Origin of the sequence: Tissierella praeacuta (assembly GCF_040396155.1) — a bacterium.
GTDB lineage: Bacteria > Bacillota > Clostridia > Tissierellales > Tissierellaceae > Tissierella > Tissierella praeacuta_A.
In genome coordinates, this window is the sequence record NZ_JBEBOY010000017.1 from 26,783 (window position 1) to 43,925 (window position 17,143).

The 17,143-nt window shown below is 31.1% G+C and carries 22 protein-coding genes and 1 pseudogene; 2 read left to right on the forward strand and 21 right to left on the reverse strand.

The window, feature by feature from the left end; all coding sequences use genetic code 11:
- Positions 1-129: 129 nt before the first annotated feature.
- From ABWP20_RS09885 to ABWP20_RS09955, 15 genes and pseudogenes are all read right to left on the reverse strand, one after another.
- The gene (locus ABWP20_RS09885; RefSeq protein WP_353095638.1) at positions 130-282 is read right to left on the reverse strand and encodes a hypothetical protein; all 153 of its coding nucleotides are present in this window, start codon (positions 280-282) and stop codon (positions 130-132) included.
- Positions 283-375: 93 nt separating this feature from the next.
- Positions 376-447: pseudogene (locus ABWP20_RS09890) on the reverse strand (hypothetical protein); the annotation flags it as partial.
- Positions 448-894: 447 nt separating this feature from the next.
- Positions 895-1,617, reverse strand: a complete 723-nt coding sequence (locus ABWP20_RS09895) for a Cache 3/Cache 2 fusion domain-containing protein (RefSeq protein ID WP_353095639.1) — start codon at positions 1,615-1,617, stop codon at positions 895-897.
- A gap of 63 nt (positions 1,618-1,680) precedes the next feature.
- Positions 1,681-2,061: a hypothetical protein gene (locus tag ABWP20_RS09900; RefSeq protein ID WP_353095640.1), complete on the reverse strand. Its 381-nt coding sequence runs from the start codon at positions 2,059-2,061 to the stop codon at positions 1,681-1,683.
- Between the two features lie 10 nt (positions 2,062-2,071).
- A complete protein-coding gene (locus ABWP20_RS09905; RefSeq protein ID WP_353095641.1) occupies positions 2,072-2,632 on the reverse strand; it encodes a hypothetical protein in 561 nt (186 codons plus the stop codon).
- 148 nt (positions 2,633-2,780) lie between these two features.
- Complete coding sequence (locus tag ABWP20_RS09910; RefSeq protein WP_353095642.1) at positions 2,781-2,924, reverse strand: hypothetical protein; 144 nt, start codon at positions 2,922-2,924, stop codon at positions 2,781-2,783.
- Between the two features lie 116 nt (positions 2,925-3,040).
- Positions 3,041-3,595 (reverse strand): NUDIX hydrolase, encoded by a 555-nt coding sequence (locus ABWP20_RS09915; protein WP_353095643.1) that lies wholly within the window; start codon positions 3,593-3,595, stop codon positions 3,041-3,043.
- Positions 3,596-3,751: 156 nt separating this feature from the next.
- The gene (locus ABWP20_RS09920) at positions 3,752-3,931 is read right to left on the reverse strand and encodes a hypothetical protein (protein ID WP_353095644.1); all 180 of its coding nucleotides are present in this window, start codon (positions 3,929-3,931) and stop codon (positions 3,752-3,754) included.
- A 283-nt stretch (positions 3,932-4,214) separates the two neighbouring features.
- Entirely contained in the window at positions 4,215-4,847 is a 633-nt protein-coding gene (locus ABWP20_RS09925; RefSeq protein ID WP_353095645.1) for a hypothetical protein, read from the reverse strand.
- 114 nt (positions 4,848-4,961) lie between these two features.
- Entirely contained in the window at positions 4,962-5,432 is a 471-nt protein-coding gene (locus tag ABWP20_RS09930; RefSeq protein WP_353095646.1) for a hypothetical protein, read from the reverse strand.
- A gap of 490 nt (positions 5,433-5,922) precedes the next feature.
- On the reverse strand, positions 5,923-6,759 hold the full coding sequence (locus ABWP20_RS09935) for a DUF2262 domain-containing protein (RefSeq protein ID WP_353095647.1): 837 nt from the start codon (positions 6,757-6,759) through the stop codon (positions 5,923-5,925).
- 235 nt (positions 6,760-6,994) lie between these two features.
- Complete coding sequence (locus ABWP20_RS09940; protein WP_353095648.1) at positions 6,995-7,186, reverse strand: hypothetical protein; 192 nt, start codon at positions 7,184-7,186, stop codon at positions 6,995-6,997.
- 108 nt (positions 7,187-7,294) lie between these two features.
- Positions 7,295-7,864 carry a hypothetical protein gene (locus ABWP20_RS09945; protein WP_353095649.1) on the reverse strand — a complete coding sequence of 190 codons (570 nt, stop codon included), beginning with the start codon at positions 7,862-7,864 and terminating at the stop codon, positions 7,295-7,297.
- A 138-nt stretch (positions 7,865-8,002) separates the two neighbouring features.
- Positions 8,003-8,626 carry an ankyrin repeat domain-containing protein gene (locus ABWP20_RS09950; RefSeq protein WP_353095650.1) on the reverse strand — a complete coding sequence of 208 codons (624 nt, stop codon included), beginning with the start codon at positions 8,624-8,626 and terminating at the stop codon, positions 8,003-8,005.
- A 619-nt stretch (positions 8,627-9,245) separates the two neighbouring features.
- The gene (locus ABWP20_RS09955) at positions 9,246-9,728 is read right to left on the reverse strand and encodes a helix-turn-helix domain-containing protein (RefSeq protein ID WP_353095687.1); all 483 of its coding nucleotides are present in this window, start codon (positions 9,726-9,728) and stop codon (positions 9,246-9,248) included.
- Positions 9,729-9,962: 234 nt separating this feature from the next.
- On the opposite strand from ABWP20_RS09955, the gene ABWP20_RS09960 reads away from it, so the two are divergent.
- A complete protein-coding gene (locus ABWP20_RS09960) occupies positions 9,963-10,586 on the forward strand; it encodes a YczE/YyaS/YitT family protein (RefSeq protein ID WP_353095651.1) in 624 nt (207 codons plus the stop codon).
- Positions 10,587-10,617: 31 nt separating this feature from the next.
- Positions 10,618-11,175 carry an HAD-IA family hydrolase gene (locus tag ABWP20_RS09965; RefSeq protein ID WP_353095652.1) on the forward strand — a complete coding sequence of 186 codons (558 nt, stop codon included), beginning with the start codon at positions 10,618-10,620 and terminating at the stop codon, positions 11,173-11,175.
- An 869-nt stretch (positions 11,176-12,044) separates the two neighbouring features.
- Here the strand turns inward: ABWP20_RS09965 and ABWP20_RS09970 are convergent.
- The 6 genes from ABWP20_RS09970 to ABWP20_RS09995 all read right to left on the reverse strand — a co-directional run bounded on the left by ABWP20_RS09970 (position 12,045) and on the right by ABWP20_RS09995 (position 17,034).
- Positions 12,045-12,401, reverse strand: a complete 357-nt coding sequence (locus ABWP20_RS09970; RefSeq protein WP_353095653.1) for a hypothetical protein — start codon at positions 12,399-12,401, stop codon at positions 12,045-12,047.
- Complete coding sequence (locus ABWP20_RS09975; protein ID WP_353095654.1) at positions 12,337-12,483, reverse strand: DEAD/DEAH box helicase family protein; 147 nt, start codon at positions 12,481-12,483, stop codon at positions 12,337-12,339. Before ABWP20_RS09975 ends, ABWP20_RS09970 begins: the two co-directional genes overlap by 65 nt.
- Before the next feature lie 366 nt (positions 12,484-12,849).
- Entirely contained in the window at positions 12,850-13,749 is a 900-nt protein-coding gene (locus tag ABWP20_RS09980) for a PhzF family phenazine biosynthesis protein (protein WP_353095655.1), read from the reverse strand.
- A 253-nt stretch (positions 13,750-14,002) separates the two neighbouring features.
- Positions 14,003-14,944, reverse strand: a complete 942-nt coding sequence (locus ABWP20_RS09985) for a hypothetical protein (protein ID WP_353095656.1) — start codon at positions 14,942-14,944, stop codon at positions 14,003-14,005.
- Positions 14,945-15,485: 541 nt separating this feature from the next.
- Entirely contained in the window at positions 15,486-16,556 is a 1,071-nt protein-coding gene (locus ABWP20_RS09990; RefSeq protein WP_353095657.1) for a hypothetical protein, read from the reverse strand.
- Complete coding sequence (locus ABWP20_RS09995; protein ID WP_353095658.1) at positions 16,549-17,034, reverse strand: RNA polymerase sigma factor; 486 nt, start codon at positions 17,032-17,034, stop codon at positions 16,549-16,551. The genes ABWP20_RS09990 and ABWP20_RS09995 overlap by 8 nt, the downstream gene beginning before the upstream one ends.
- Between the last annotated feature and the right edge of the window lie 109 nt (positions 17,035-17,143).

Genomic DNA, 17,143 nt, shown 5'->3' on the forward strand with positions numbered 1-17,143 from the left:
TCCTAATAAAATAGTGCTTAAATATTTGAAGTATCTATATAGATACTTCAAAACTATAAAAATGTATATAAATAAAATTATTGTCGATATTCTAAACTTGTTATATAAGTAATACTTTGTAAATTTAATTTATTCCTCTAAATTATTTTGTATTGAATATAACTCATAATATATATTTCTATTTTTTAATAATTCACTATGAGTTCCAGTCTCTTCTACACAACCATTCTTTAATACTACAATTTTAGTTGCTTTTGAAACCATATTATTAAATCTATGCATTATAATAATCCCAATCTTATTATCTATTTCTGAAAGTATTGACTTTAAAACCATATTTTCAGAAACTAAATCTAAAGGCGAATTTGGCTCGTCAAAAATATATAAATCAGCTTCTTTTATTATTGTTCTTGCAAGTGCTAACTTTTGCCATTGACCTATTGAAATTTGTCTACTTCTTCTTTGTTTCTATGATTAAAATATATTTTATAATAAAATCCTTGTCAGCTAACTTTTGTATATTTTTTGAAATTTTCTAAAATAAAAATATAAGAACAAACAAATAAACTTCACTATATTTAATAGCTTAATCTATTGAACTAGTTAAACTAAGCAAAATAATAAAATAATAGTAGAATTTGTAAATATAAAAGACTCTAGTTTTCTATAAAAAAAGACATGAAGACTTTTATTTTCATGCCCTTAATTCTAACTAACTCATTATATCAACTTTTCTTCTATATATTTAACACATTTTTTCGTTGTAATATAATTATGGATTCCATATGCCCTGATAGTACAATAATGATGTCTTAAATATATAGTCTCCTTCATCTTAATTTATTCTGCTTTTTTACTAAGTCTTGATTATATATCATCTAAAATTAGAGATAGTTATTCAGATATATCAGAAAGTTCCTCTAATATATGTGTCTTAGCATTATTAAATTTAGTACCCGCCACTGATGCACCGGCCAGTGCAATTAATGATCCTAATGAAATGGTCCTTAATACGATAATTAATATGTTGATTTTGCTCATTTCTGCATCATGTACTTTTATAATATTATCCAATATTCTTGTTGGTGTACCTACAAACAATAGTCCTATTATATTATTATTTTTATCTTTTATCGGTTGGTAAGCTGTATAATAGCTTTCACCTAATATTTCTGCATCTCCTATATATAACTCCCCATTCATTACTGTTTGATATGCATTATGTTCATTACCTAAAAATGTACCTATTGCCCTTTCGTTTTCATCAGACATAATATTTGTTGAAATTCTTTTAAAGTCATCGTTAACTTTAACAAAAATAGAAGACTTATCACCTAAATCTTCTAATACAGTGTCTACTACTCCAAATCTACCTTCTATACTATTACCATCACTATCAAGTAAAGTTCCATCTCCTTGAGTTAATGTACCATAAGAGTTATTGATATATTTCATTGTTAAATTTATATTATTTTCAACATGATTTTTTAACAATTGATTTTTAATATTATCTATTTCTTTGGTACTGTATGAAAATCCTAATAATCCTACAATCAAGCTAGCCAACAAGGCTATCATCCCACAATATGCTATTAACTTTATTTTGTTAATTTTCATAAATTGCTCCCTCCGTTTTACCATTTACACTTCAGACTTTATGTAACAAATATTTAGCCCCGATTATTCATCTATCCCTACAAATACTTTCTTAAAGCCCAACCATGCAAAACATGATATAGCAGCTATTGTACCGAGCCTTCCACCAATACCTATATATGCACTTCTAGCTGCTATAAACAGTATTCCTGTCATTAAAGATATTACAGCCATTTCTAAAAGATTTAGTGCATTTTCAAGAGAAATCATTCCAGCATAAGAAGAACAGGCTGCAGCTGTTGCCAATACATCACCAGTTAAAGGGAAAAAATATGGAAGCATAAGACCCGATACCAAAGTTATTATTGCTGAAGCAATAACCGCTCCTCTCTGTAAAATATTAGATACTATATAGGTAGCCAGACCTGCAGCTATTGATATTATTAAAATTATCATTTCCTCCATTTAATACCTCCTAACTAAAAATTCTCATTATTGTTTTCGTAATTATTGTAGACAATGCTGCTGTCGTTCCACCTTTTCCACCAATACCTGCATAAATTTCCACAGTAGTTAAAAGAATTAAGCCCACTATCAAACTTCCTAGTGCAGCTACTGTCATAGAAGGTATTACTGTCAATGAACTCATTCCAACAAATGATGATGTATAAGTTATGCCAGCTAAGTCGTTTGGAAGAAATATGGCAGCCATTACACCTACTAATCCATTAGCAATAACTGGTCCGTATCCCATTTTATGATTTATAAACCATGTTAAAGTAACTCCTATAAATGAACATATTAGAACATATAAACTTCTCTTATTAAACTTAATTTTATCGTCTCTTTCTATCAACTTTTTAAAATGATCTGCTAAACTTATGGCAAAAAAGCATCCAAAAATTATTAAAATTTCTGTCTTATGAAAATTTTTTTCATTAGCTGCTGTTGAAATAATTAAGCCTCCTCCAGTTGCAATAAAGGCTATTAATCCTAATAGCCTTGTGCTCATTTTACTAAATAACTTTCTATTCATTTTACCGCTACCAAAGATTTACAAAACTCTATAATTTGAATGCTTTTATATATCTCTATTCCTTGGTAACTTCCTCCCTTTTTATTTGTTTTATATTTTTCGACCATATTTATTAAATAATTATAAAGTGCAATTATACCATATACCTTTAGTTTAATTGATATTCATTTATAAAGCAATATTGAACTGAATTTATGCAAATTCTTCTTAGATAAGGATGAAGATCTCCTGCTGTTTTTAAATCTCCATCATTAATCATATTTCTTAAAACTTCTTTTCTTGCCATTGGCATAACAAATGCTCCTTTCTGGTTTTAATTCTTGCCAGAAAAAAGCATTTATTTTTACTTAAACACAGATTATTTTACATTATCACTTATTCTTTAGTATAATTTTATATTTATATAAGTTAATTTTCAATTTTAGATATTATTTTGTTATAAATTTTCTTCATATGAAATTCACTTGAATAAATATCTATCTCATTGATTGGTATCCACTTGACAGCACTGTTTTCATCTTGCTGAACAATCAACTGTTCATTCTCATCAGCCTGAAATAAATATGTGACTGATATATGTAAGTGTGATGTTATAAACTTTCCTTTTCTAAGGTGTCCAAGTACAGGTAAAATATCTAATGAAACAATCTTATTAGTAATAGGATGAATATCTTTCACTCCCGTTTCTTCTGTAATCTCTGACATGGCAACATCTATTAAATTTTCTTTACCATCTGCATGTCCTCCTGTTAAAGACCAAGCATTAAATATATTATGGTGTACCATCAATACTTTATCCTTATTTTTATTTATAACAAACCCAGAGCTTGTTATATGAATAAGTTCATTGTCTCTTTTTAGAATATTCTCAAACATATTTATGTACTTCAATGTTGCTTCCTTGTCTTTTATCTCTTGCTCATTGAAAGGGACAAATTCTCTTATTAAATCGACCCAACTCATATTCCCACCTGCCCTTCTAAATATAATTCATCATATTATACTAATATATATTATAGCATATAGTTCATCCATCAATTTATCAACTCAACTTTTTCTACTTTTCCCCTATCATAACTGAAATTATCAATACAAAATGTATTTATCAGATAAAAGACTCTATATTAATGTCTTTAAATTATGAATAATTACATCAGGTCGATCCAAATAAATTTCGTGGTCGCTATTTTCAGCAATTATTAATCTTCCTTCATCTGAAAGGTTTGATAACTCAATTTGTAGTTTACACCACTCATTTTCATATAAAATTGCTTCCTTCTTCAGTTTTATCTTCACCAATAATCTTATATTCCTAATTCAATTCATCCATATCTCTATTCCTTTCTCATTAAAATCTACTAATCTAGACACCTTATTTTAAAATAATAACTAGTTAAAAGTTGCTTTGATATACTTGCAATCTAGTTAGTTGTATTAAATTCACCTACTAAAATATCCCAAATATCTGCACCTAGGTTAACATATTTTGCTTGAGTCTTCCTATTTGTAAATTTTAACTACCACAACAAGTTAAACTATATAAATTTTACTTCAATAACTTCATTGAAGATTGAAATTAATATCATAATTCAAACTGGAATTTGCGATATTGCTTTAAAAAATTCTGATAAAAATATAGTAACTTACTATCAAAAACAATCCATTCTTTCTCATTTTCGATTAATCTTTTATAAGTCTTCTGTTGTCCTGGCTTTTCTTGTATATTTTTTTCATAGTCTTTTATCTTTTCTTTACGTTTTTTAATACTATTTTTCTCTTTTTCAATTTGTTCTTCACAGTATGAAATGTATTCTTTTACGACTTCACCAGGATACTTCGCCAAAATAGAAATGATATCTGGCAAAAATTCTTTGTATCCATTATATGTAGGAATCACAAAGATACATAACCAGAAGAAACATTCCTCCGAATTTTCAGTCGATAGTATGCTTGTATTATCTAAAATACATCTTACAGTATCTAATGGAGATTTTTCATAAATACTCCTAATTGCCTCTACGATAAACTCATTTTGTTCAGAAGTAGAACAATTATCATCAAAAAGTTTAATTAAATAGGGAATCTCTGAAACAGTTAGATTGCCATCCCATTTCGAACAAAAATCATTCATTTTGTAAATAAGTTCTTCGCTTTGTTTTTTTAATTCATATATTTGATTAAACTCGGTTATAAATTCTTCACTAGCTCTTGACACAATAATATACCTCCAATAATTCAACCCTTTATTCATCTGTTTATATAAATTTCATGTAACTTTGCTATAATTCACCTACAGAAGCGAATGCTCATTTTCTACAAAAAATCTAATTTACCCCAAACATTCAATAACACTTTCAGCAAAAGATAAGATTTCTTCATTTGTATTCAATGCCAATTCTTGAAAATATCCCATATCTTCCTTTAACTTATTTCTTAATTTCCCTTGCCATGAATCAGGTAGATTCGCTCCAGCTGTACAAATAGAAAAACCTATTAGTATGTCTAATATTTCAATCTTCAAATTGTCATCCAAATTCTTTAGACCGTAAATAAGAAAATCATAGGCAGGAAGCGCAGCAGAAGATACAGATACATGCTGATGGCATAAACCACACCATAAATAATGTGTTGCTTTCATAGCACATTCTTTATCTTCTGAAAATAAATCCAATAGCAAGCTTGAAACTTTGGGAATGTATTTTGATTGGTCCAAATATTGTGGAATATCTTGATTAGCATTTCCGTAAGCAGTTTCATATTGACTCCAGTCGATATTCTTTATTTCATTTCTAATATCCATAATGGTTTCCCCTTCGATAAATGATAAATAACACTATAAAAAGATACCATAAAACACCTCACACTTGTCCTTGATCGACCACCTACCTATTGTTCGCTCATAATCTCACAGTCAAACCGAATTTTATTACTGACATTCAAAAAAGTATGTAAGAGGTTGCTTGATATAGAGCAATATTCCCTCTTCAATATCATCGGAACCAAAACTTATGTTGTATTTCACTTTCGCACCTCACATTTTGATTTTTATATCTGTAATATTATATAAAAATAACGTCATCCCTGTGCGGCTCGCTGCAAACATGCTTTACGCTCATTTTAATTATTTTCCAAATTTGATTTTTTTCATACATATCATCTCCAAATTTCGATTTTCACTGTTCGTCTTATTGCCATATTGCGTACCACGCCAAATATACATTTCCTATATCTTTGTATTGCATATAGGAGCAAATGATCATAATCTCTCCAGATAAACTATAAAGAATCAATTATCCAGCGATAGTAGCATCCTCCAGTCCTTTCTTAATATTGCCACTGACAATAATTACATGCCCCCAAAACATATCATCATCGTCATAAAAAATCTCGAAATCACCATCTATCGAAATACAAAGTTCACTGATAGTCAATCGTTTTTCAAAATCTTCCTTTGAAATTTCTAACGCATTTTCCTCGTCTTCTGGTTGCCATTCATTAGCCATTTCTGCCAGTTCGGATGCTGCAAACTTTCTTGCTTGGTCATCCCATATTTTGCTGTGTGATAATAGTTCTGCCAATGTTACAATCGCATCCTCTGCAGTTTCAGCGCCGTCCTCATCTACATCTAGGTGGACCATACATCTTTCTCCATTCCACTTACAATCACCATCAAACATTCCTAAAGATTTGTCCAGTAACAGTTCACTGCATCCAAGTGGATGAATCTTTACTGGCTTCTGATATTCCCTTAATATTTCCTCTAGACGATCATCTCTGCAATTTCTTTCCAGCACTTCAACCACCATCAAATTCAGTCCGCAGCTAACATTCTCATGAACATCCGGCAGTGATTTTCGCACCTTAAGACGATAAATCCATTCTTTCTTAAGATTAAAAATTCGTTCCTTTGTTCGACATTCTGCATCCGTCAACTGCCAGGTCAATATGGTGTTTTTTTTAATCACCGCCCCTGTTTGAACATCAACATAAGCCAAAGTCTTCATATGTGCATTCCATAATGTTGCTGCTCCTACTTTACCAGCACCAACGCCATCTTGGGTCAATACAATAACTTCTTTAATGCTTGTATCAAATCTTTTTTCAAATTTTAGTTGCTCTTTTTCCACAATAATTATCCCTCCAATTACTCTTTATGATCCAGATTACAGAATCCACTCCTTAGATAAAACATAAAATTCCTACAATTTTATGTTTTATCTGCCTCTAGGAGTGAATACTCCTTTTATATTTCTAACTAGCTTAAAATTTCTCCTGTTGGAAATGAGTTAAATATATCTGATAATTGTATTCATCAAAAAAGATATATTCTTTTCCTATTTCCAATTCTAATGAATTTAGTAATCAGATTATAATCTCATTGATATTTGTATGACAAGAAATTTTACTTATTGAAAGTGCTTTATCAAAATAAGCATCTAAAAAATCGTCATATCGTATACTCTCTTCAATACCAACAATTTTAAGTGCTGGCATATTTTTTAGAAGATTATGGCAAGCTTGATTTCTCTTTAGTTCTTCAAGCCTCTTTGTCATTCTATCATCCTCTTTACTTTAAATTATCTTCTTGTCAAATAAATTTCCTGTAGCTTTGTTTAATTCGCCTACAGGAGCGAATGCTCATTATCTTGCATTGATTGTCCTTCAATCTTCAAACAATGATCCAGAGTTACTATGCTTACTGCCATCATCTTCAGTATATGTGGCGGTTAGCCTTGGCTCACGATTGGCGCAATGATAAAATTTCATCAGAATCTTGGAAATATCATCATCAAGTGTAATTCCTAACCCACCTGCTAATTTTTGTTGTGCTTCACGCAAATCTATCTCCATATCTTCTTGAGCCATCTCCGTATGTTCTTCATAAAGTTCTTCAGCAAACTCATGAAGATTTTCCATATCTTGATAGGGTCCACTACTCACATATTCTCTCCAAAATGGACAATTCACCATTAATACAAAAAAGTCATAAAGAGTGTCGGCAATTCTGCCTCCTTCTCCCTCACTTCCCCAAAAACCAACCGAACCATCTTCGAGCAAAATATACTCACTTCCAGTTCCTTCCTTTGCAAATGTTTTTCCATGAATATTGTAAGCTAGATGTCCCCTTTCATCCTGTGGTAAAATGAATTCCGGAAGTATATTCACATCACAAATATCACATAAAGTTCCAGCTAAATCACCATCTTCTTGCAGCTTTTTAATTATATCCATTCAAATACCTCCGCCATATTCTGATTTATTGTTCTATAGTGTTATATAAATAACCTGTATTTCAAAATCTCACCTAAATTGGAATTTCAGCTTCCGATTATGCTCATAATCTCACCAATAAACTGGATTTTTGCATTTTTATTTCATGTCTAAAATCAGTTCTAACTTTTCTTGAAAAACTTCTGGCAAAACACTCTTATCGGCCCCCATTTCTACTAACTTCTTAATCAAAGACCATTCTTCATCCGTGGAATTTATTCCAACATAAGATACCAAAAGCCAAAGGATAGAACATCCCCTTTTATTCAAAAGGTTTATGTTGGGATTTTGTTCTAAAATCAGACGAAACACTTGGCAAGCTCCCGGTTGATGTATATTACCTGCAAGATAATGGAGTGCTGTATTACCATTGTAATCTTGAATATCCACATCTATGCCACGCTGTATAAGGTCAATGGCAATATCAAATTTGTTGTTTGTTGAAATGCTTTCATGGAGCATACTTTTGTGGAACTTCTGCCTCACATAGTTAATATCTGTGACTTTCCCTATCTTTTCAGCATATTCTTGAAAACCATAAATATAAGTAGCGATGACTTTATAGCACGCTTCATTCGGATCTATAGTTAATGGTTCTTCTTTTTTTATGAAATGGCCAGGGCTTGCTTCATGGAAAAGCTCCTTTTCTATTTCATCAAACAGCATCTTTTCTTCTGGATTTATATAGCTTTCCGCTTTGGTTGGTTTTGTATTGTTTTTCATTTTCTCCTCCACAACTTCCGATTTGTCTTTATATGAGATTATATAAATAACCTTTAGCATAAAACTGTTCAATAAATTCTCGTTTATCTAACCAATAAAATTTATTTACACTTTGTCTTATCAGTTCCGTTCTTTGTCTAAAACTTTCACTATGGAATACTACGAATAATCCTATTTTTCATCATTATAATAAAATTTGCTGTTATAAGCAATAGGAACAGAGTTACACTTTCCTATACATGAAAAACATGGCTTCTTAAATTTTTTACCTGATATCGAAATAATTCAGCCATGTTGATTTTTACGAAAACAAAGACATCAGAATTTTTTCATCCTGATACCTTTAAATTTCCTCTATTTAATTTATGTTTTAATGTGCAATCTTCAAAAATACTGAACATCATCTCTAAAAATCCTTAAAAAATCGAGTCTAAAAATGCACCTTTCGACCCAAATTTTCATCTGTTTTTCACTTCAAAACTACTATATATGGTTATTAAACCCTATTTTCCATCCTCTGAACTACAATAATGATGTCATAAGTGAACATTATCCCCTTAGTAATAGACTACCTTTCTGAAACCAACACCAAGTACTTTATCTCCCCTATAGTTCCCTTTCATTTATCCTGCAATTGTTTCAATTTTTCCATGTCAGAAATAGTATACCCTTTTCCCTTTTCTTTTGTTAATATCCCTAACTCACAGAATTTCTTAATGACGTACAACACATGACGGTAACTAACATTCATGTATTCAGATACATCTGTATGTGGAATATTATATATTCCCTTCTGCTGATGTTGAAGAATAAAGGAAGCAAGTCTGATATCCAAAGAATAATTCAAGCTCTCACTCATTCTATAACTTCTTGCTAATAATTTATCGGCAATATACGAAGCAAAATAAAATGCAACTTTTGCATCTTCTTTGCATAATTTTCGTAATTCACCAATATTAAATTCCAAACATTCTACATCTTGAAGAACCTTATTTTCTTTTATGTCTGATTCGTTACAGAACAAAGAAAGCTCACCCAACCAGCCATTACTTCCGACAAAATCAAGGGTTGAGCGTCGGCCATTTTTATGATCAATATAAATTTAAACGGTACCCGATAAAAGAAAGTAGCAATGTGTTACACTACTGTTTATTTTATAAATATTACTATCTTTGATAAAAGTCCTTTTCATTCCATTTTCAAATATTATTGAGGGTATTTCATTATCAAAAATCATTTCTTTTCTCTCCTATATATGATATTTCTCATATCAAATTCTCTTTTTTTATCATAACATTTTTATAGTAAGAAGAAAATATATTATCCGAGGTGAAATATGATTCCACAATATATGAAAAAAGTTTTATACTCAGTATCAGCATTTCTGATGCTTGGCTTAGGCATTTCTTTGCAAATCAAGGCCGGAATTGGTCAAAGTATGCTTAATGCATTCGCTTTAATTTTAGCAGAATTATTTAATTTAGAGATTGGTACCATGCTTAACTTATTAAATATGTTATTTTTTATTCTCTACCTTATTATTAGAAAATCTCACATAAGCCATCGAGATATTATTCAAGTTGTGGCAACTATAGTAAATGGTTATATTGTCAACTTATTTGTCTATTTTCTTTTTGACCATTTGATAATACAATCATATTTTTTAAGAGTATTGACATTTATGATCGGGCTTAGTTTAGCCTCTCTTAGTTTAGGTGCAATTTTGGCTATGGAAATCATTCAGTTCCCACTTGAAAGTTTATGTATTGTATTAGGTCAAAAACTTAGATACAATCTAACGACTATTCGAATGCGATTTGATATTTTCTTTATGCTTAGCACTTTAATACTAACTTTAATGACCAGCCATAATCTCTATATAAGGGAAGGGACTATCATTAATTTTTTTCTGCTGTCCCGGTTAATGGGTTTCTCATATTATTTTCAAAAAAATCACTGAAGCAATAGGACTAAACTATAAAGATGAGTTATTGCAGCAATACAGAAAAATAAACAAATCTTTATGGAATAACCTCGAACAAGGAAAGATTTCCAAAGAAATTGTTCTTAATACGCGTTTCAGCGAGTTTTTTAAACTGTATGATATTAATGTTGATGGCATGGATATAGAAAAAACATACAGGTTTTACCTTGATAATTCTTCCGCTCTCATTCCCAATGCAGAATACACATTAACAGAACTGAAAAAAAGTGGGAAAAGAATTTATTCGGCATCTAATGGTGTATATTCAACACGAATAAAACGCCTGTCAAATGCTGGAATAATAGACCTATTTGATGGACATTTTATATCTGACAGAATAAAACATGAAAAGCCTTCATCTTATTTCTTTGACTTCTGCATCAAAAACATATGTGGAGTCAATAATACATCGATAATTATGGTAGGCGATAGTCCTACTTCTGATATACAGGAAGCCGTTAATGCAGGGATTGATTCCTGTTTCTATCAACATAACAAAAGTGTTATATGTACCTATGCGAAATACACCATACGTAATATTTCCGAACTATTGGATATAGTTTAGTTGATTTGAAAATTCACTTAAATAATACACTGAATATCAGTGAGCAGTCGATGTTGAGCAAGTCGTTTTCAAATCAGGCTGCATCGGGCTATTCCTGTTTACTTAAATCCTGTTAGAATACTTATTTTAATTAGCCACTTGTTTCCTCCTCTGCCATCAAAGCAGCAATAATAAATGCTCACTTATCCTCATTTGGCCATAGAGATAATGCCTTGATTTGCTGGTACAGTGGGTAATTCTCTTTGATTTCCTGAGCCGTTGTTCCAACCCACTGCCGATTATGTATGAGATTCGGAATATCAATCACTCCTCATAGATTTATAAGTCTGCCCTGTGCCACGATATCCCACACGTTTCAGTTCAGGTTTTACAACTTCACGTAGGATTGTATTCTTTTTCTCTTTGGAATTCATCACTACCTCCTTTTAATGATTACATTTTCTCATTATATAAATAATCCGCAGTTAAAAACTGACCACCAAATTCCTATTTATGGCTTAATTGGTTCATATTAAAATGTGGTGCTTCCTCTATCGCTTTCAAATATTTTATATATGCCATAATTATATTTTATTAAACCAATATTTTCAAGACATAATGAATTAACCCTAAAAGTCTTTTTAAAATCCCGTAAACAATGAAGCTAAGCACCATCAAAAGCAGCTCTCCGTCCATTGTTAGGGTATTCCTCCGCGATTTCATTATATTTCTTTTGACAGAAACATACAAGCTTAGGTGTAGAACAACGTCAAGATCACCGGGTAAGCCAGTGGTCTTGACTTGAAGGATTATTTATATAATTATCCTATTACAATCAACAATATGATATATGTGCTCATATCCAAGTACATATTGATAAAATCTCTTTATTAACGTATATATTTTATTAATATTGTTGCTCTATCAATTATTTTTTTCAAAAATGTTCTTTTGTCTGGTAAAAGAGTTACTCCACTTCTTTTTGTAATTTCTTCAATGACATAGTCGATACTTTTATTATCTGTTATGATTTTTTCTTCAGTAATTTCAGTATTAAAAGCTTCAATACAACGATCAATTTGAGATTTTGCCCAAGTTTCACCTCGTTCAAGTCGTTTGTTCAATCGCTTTAATATGGTTTCTTTATTAGCATATAAAATATAATGCTTTAAAATTATACCGTCATCTATAAGCCTTTGGTGTATTGTTACGAATAAAATATCCGATATTTTCAGGATCGTAGACAAAGGAATTAGGAAATCTTCTACTTAATTCAAAGGCACATGTCGTTTTTCCAGAACCAAATGCACCGTTTAACCAAATAATCATTTATACATCCTCCTTTATGCACAACTTTACTTCACATAAAATTACTTATATTCATTGTATACTCTCTCTGTTAACCCATCAAGTTATTACTCTATATATCTCCTCAACTTTTTCTATTTCTTTTCTTCAACATTCAAATTATCTTATGTCTTATATTTCATCCTATTTTCAAGGGCCAAAAAACGGTGCTTTTTCACTGTTCTTTGACCCAAATTTTGTCCTTCAACCGCTATATATTGTGGTTAATCTCCACTTTTTACCCTCGTCGTCAGAATTATGGAATCAATATACCTTGTAAGTACAATAATTATTTCACTTAGAGCTAGTGTATCATTGGTATAATGAAAAATTCATTCAATTGTTTCATTAAAAATTTATAGTTCCATTAATTGAAATAATCGCTTTTCCCCCAACTTTAATAGTCGGATTAGTTTTTCCTGCAATAATCTTTATTGTAAGTTCTCCTAGCCTTCCAGCTGCATTTCCTTGGGCAATTATAAATTCATGGTCTGTTTTTGAGTCTAAAATATCTTCCAATACTAAGTATCCTGCTAACGCACCATTGGCTGCTCCCGTAACTGGATCCTCAGCAATTCCGATTGCTGGTGCAAAATCTCTTGTATATATTTTATATCTTTCATCAAAACTATTAAAAGTAAATAAATGTGTAGTAATAGCACCCAATTTAAGATTTAATTCTTTTAATTCTTCAAATATCGGTACTGATGCGTCGATTGCTTTACTGCTCTTTACTGGAATTAACAAATGCCAATTTCCTGTATATGCTAACCTAATTGGATATTTATCATCAATATCCATTGGATTAATCCCGACTGCACGACAGATTTCTTCCTTATCCATCTCAACTTGTTTTGTTTTAGGTGCAACTTGAGTCATCGCAATACTATTTAATTTTTTTCCTTGCATAGACCATTCAACTGGAACAATACCAATATTTGTTTTCAATCTAATTTGTAAGGCTTTTTCCATCCAGCCATACTCCATTGCCATAACCCATGACAGACCCAACGTAGCATGACCGCAAAAATCAACCTCTCTACTTGGTGTAAAATAACGCACCACATAATCATAATTTTTATCATTAGAAGGAAATAGAAATGCAGTCTCTGAAAGATTTAATTCTCTTGCTATCTTCTGCATGTCGCGCTCATTTAGCCCTATTGCTTCGGGAACTACACCCGCGGCATTTCCGCCGAAAATTTGATCTGTAAATGCATCTACATGATAGACTTGTATTTTCTTCATAATTAACACCCCTCGTATTTTAATTTTTGTTTCGTCTAAATCTACCGATATACACCAGTAATAAATTTCATATTTAATTTAATATTATATATTATATTTATTGTCTACTCTTTTTATCGTTGAAATAAATTATTACTTTACTTGTCTTGATTTAGAGATAACCCCCCAAGTAATCCAATCATAATAATTCTCCACATAGTTTTATTTTTTTGCATTTATTGGTTTCAGCCATATCAACCTCCACTTTATACTTTTATTTTTTTAGAATAAAATCAGACATCTCAGTTTCCTCCCATTCAACCCCATTAGGGGAAACATTGGAGTATAAAGTGATTATATCATTTTTATCAATAACAACTTTTAAATCAAAATTCATTTCCTTAAGCTCTAAATATTCATCGTACATTTGCTGATAATTTTTATTACCGCTTTCCTTTGCTTGTTTAATATATCCTACGGTATCTGGGTCTTTGTCATAGTTTTTATGAATTATCTTATAAAAAAATGTAGCCTCAACATCACCGTCAACAACCTCTTCAACGTAGTTTGAAATCTGAAAATCCAAAAGTTCATAGTACGAAGAGAAAACAGCAATAGATTCTTCTTTCATGTATTCATTTATTCTATCATAGTTTTTATAGGCTTTATCTATTTCTTTTTCAAAGCGCATCCACTTCCCACTCATATAAATATCGATGCTAATTTCGTCTATATATTGATATTCATAACCAGCTCCAAAATTGGATTGATTATTTTGGGTTGGTATTTCAGAGGTGTCTACAGTCGAGGATATTTCCCCATCCATCACACCACACCTACCATTAATATCACTTTCCCTATTAGTGTCAAAGTACAATTCACCATTAATCATTACCATAGGGCGCCTATCTGACAGATGTTCTTTTATTTTTTCTTCATTATGTCCTTGGTCAAGTTGTGCAGGCGAAAACACCATTAACCATGTCCCAAAATCAACCCTTCTTATCTCTGGACCTTCCTCAACAGTTAAATTGACATATTTTATGACTTTATATCCTAAACCGTAATATTCTGTTGAACCACCATCTTTATACCTTATTAATGGAATTGCAAAGATAGGTGATTTATTTGCCTTTGCTAAGGAAAGGTCCGTAATTATAAATGCAATCCAAACAATTAATATTACACTAATAATATATCTTCTCCTTTTTGCCATATGCTACCCTCCCAAATAACTCTACTTGTTGTGCATAAATTAACTGGTATACATTTAGTATACAACGCTTCTTAATGATCATACTTTGCTCTCATTCTAATCTATCCTTTCTTTTTTCAACGATATCTAGTAAAAAAGGAAATACTAAATCCAACTATTGATAGCACTCAAAAAAAGTCATATACATGCCCTCTTTCATAGTAGGATAAGGATTGTATACTAACATTGGTCTTAGAAGATAATATATAGAAATACATCCAAGTATTAAGGGTAAAATTAATGCAAGCAAAGCATTCTTCTTCTTTGATAGATATATAATACTTAAAAAGTAAAAAAAGCGAATGCCTATAAAAACAATTAGATATGATTCCCCTCTCAATAAATTTAATATTACTCATTTATTCTACTTTTCTTCATTTTGCAATTGTCCTTTGTTTTCCTTATTATTGTAAAGATAGTAAAGATAGTAGATTAGAATTAGCATAATTACTTCCTGCTATCTTTACCTTTTAGATCACAAGTCCTCCTATGGAAGATGTATTTATTCCCAATTGGAAATCGAAAATGTTTTATTAAAGATAGAGAACTCTCTTACAGACTCTGCTGTAATTGGAAGATTGAAAGTGAGGTTTATAACAATAGCTGAAACAAGATTACCCGTTCCATCACTACCACTACTAATGCTATAACTGAAATCATCTTTTGTAAGTATAGTACCATCAGAAAGTGTAATGGTTAAACTTTCTACATTAGATGAAAATGCTTTAAAAATAGTTGAAGATACATCATTGGAATTATATGAAAAAACACTTGTACAACTCATAGGGGTTATTCGTATATCTTCAAATATGAAATTGTATCCACCAGTTGTAACCGGCTGTCGTACAAGAGCAGTGTGACTGTATTCATTGCCATCTGCTAACTCCACCTGAAATTCCCAATTGCCCTTATGCAACGGTTTCAATACGAGGGTTTTTCCATTGCTAAAGTAATACCCCAAATCTTTGAGCTTTATGGAATAGGTGCCAACCTTAAATATATGATGATTTACAATGGTGTAAAGTATCTCAAATTGATTCTTTGCTAGAGTCGGGTCATTATCACTGTAATAGTACCGTATTGAAGTCTGGTCCATATTTTCGAATAAACTTCCATCGTTATCAGATCCAAACCTATAATTCATTAGTGTTTCATATCCTGTATCAAAAAGTACACTTTCCAGTTCTTTTGCGGTAACTCTTAACATTACCATTGCCATATTTCCACTAGAAATCACATCCATAATCTCAATTTTTAGTTCATCAGAATCTAATACAGTTCCTATGGTAGTGCCTGCGATAGATCTAAGTTGGTCAACATTCATATAGTCATATGAATTCTTCGTTGTTTCAGCCTTGTTAATAAACATCTGTCTGAAAAAGTCCCCTCCAATAAGTGAAACTGCAAGAACTGATGTAGATAAAATTACTGCTAATACAATTACCGCTGTTATAGTCAATGGTAGTCGCTTTCGGCGAACAGAACTTATTTGTCTCTCATTTGTTTTAGCGTATAGTCTCTCTTTCCATTCTGTCGGTGTTTTGATTTTTTTAAAATCATTAAAATCACTCACTTTTAATCACATCCTTTAATCTTTCTCTGCCTCGCTTAAGCTGAGACTTGATGGTATTTTCTTTTCTACCGAGAATTTTAGAAAGTTCGATAATGTTGTATCCCTCAAAATAGTAGAGATAGATTACTTCAAAGTATTTATGTGGAAGAGATTTTACGGCATGTAAAAGGCTCTTGTCAAACTCCTCTATGTCTGGGATTACTAATATATCAATATCCAAGTGATTTCTACGAAATAGCTTTCGATGCATATCTCTACATTCATTGAGAGTAACAGTTACAAGCCAGTACCTAAGATAGTCTTCAGATTCTTGCCACATTTCTCTTGAGTTAAAAAGCTTAATAAATACATTTTGCCAACAATCTTCTGCATCTGCAAGACAACTAAAACGGATGTAGCATATCCTTGTGACCATATCAGAATATTTTTCTACAATTTTGACATATTTATCATTTTCACTCAATGATTCACTGGCCACAAAACCACCTCCTTAACTATAAAACGTTTCATCCTCGCTTTAAGTTGCATAGATATGTAAAATTATTTTTTCTTTATTAAGATTTGATCAATTATTCCGAATAAAAACG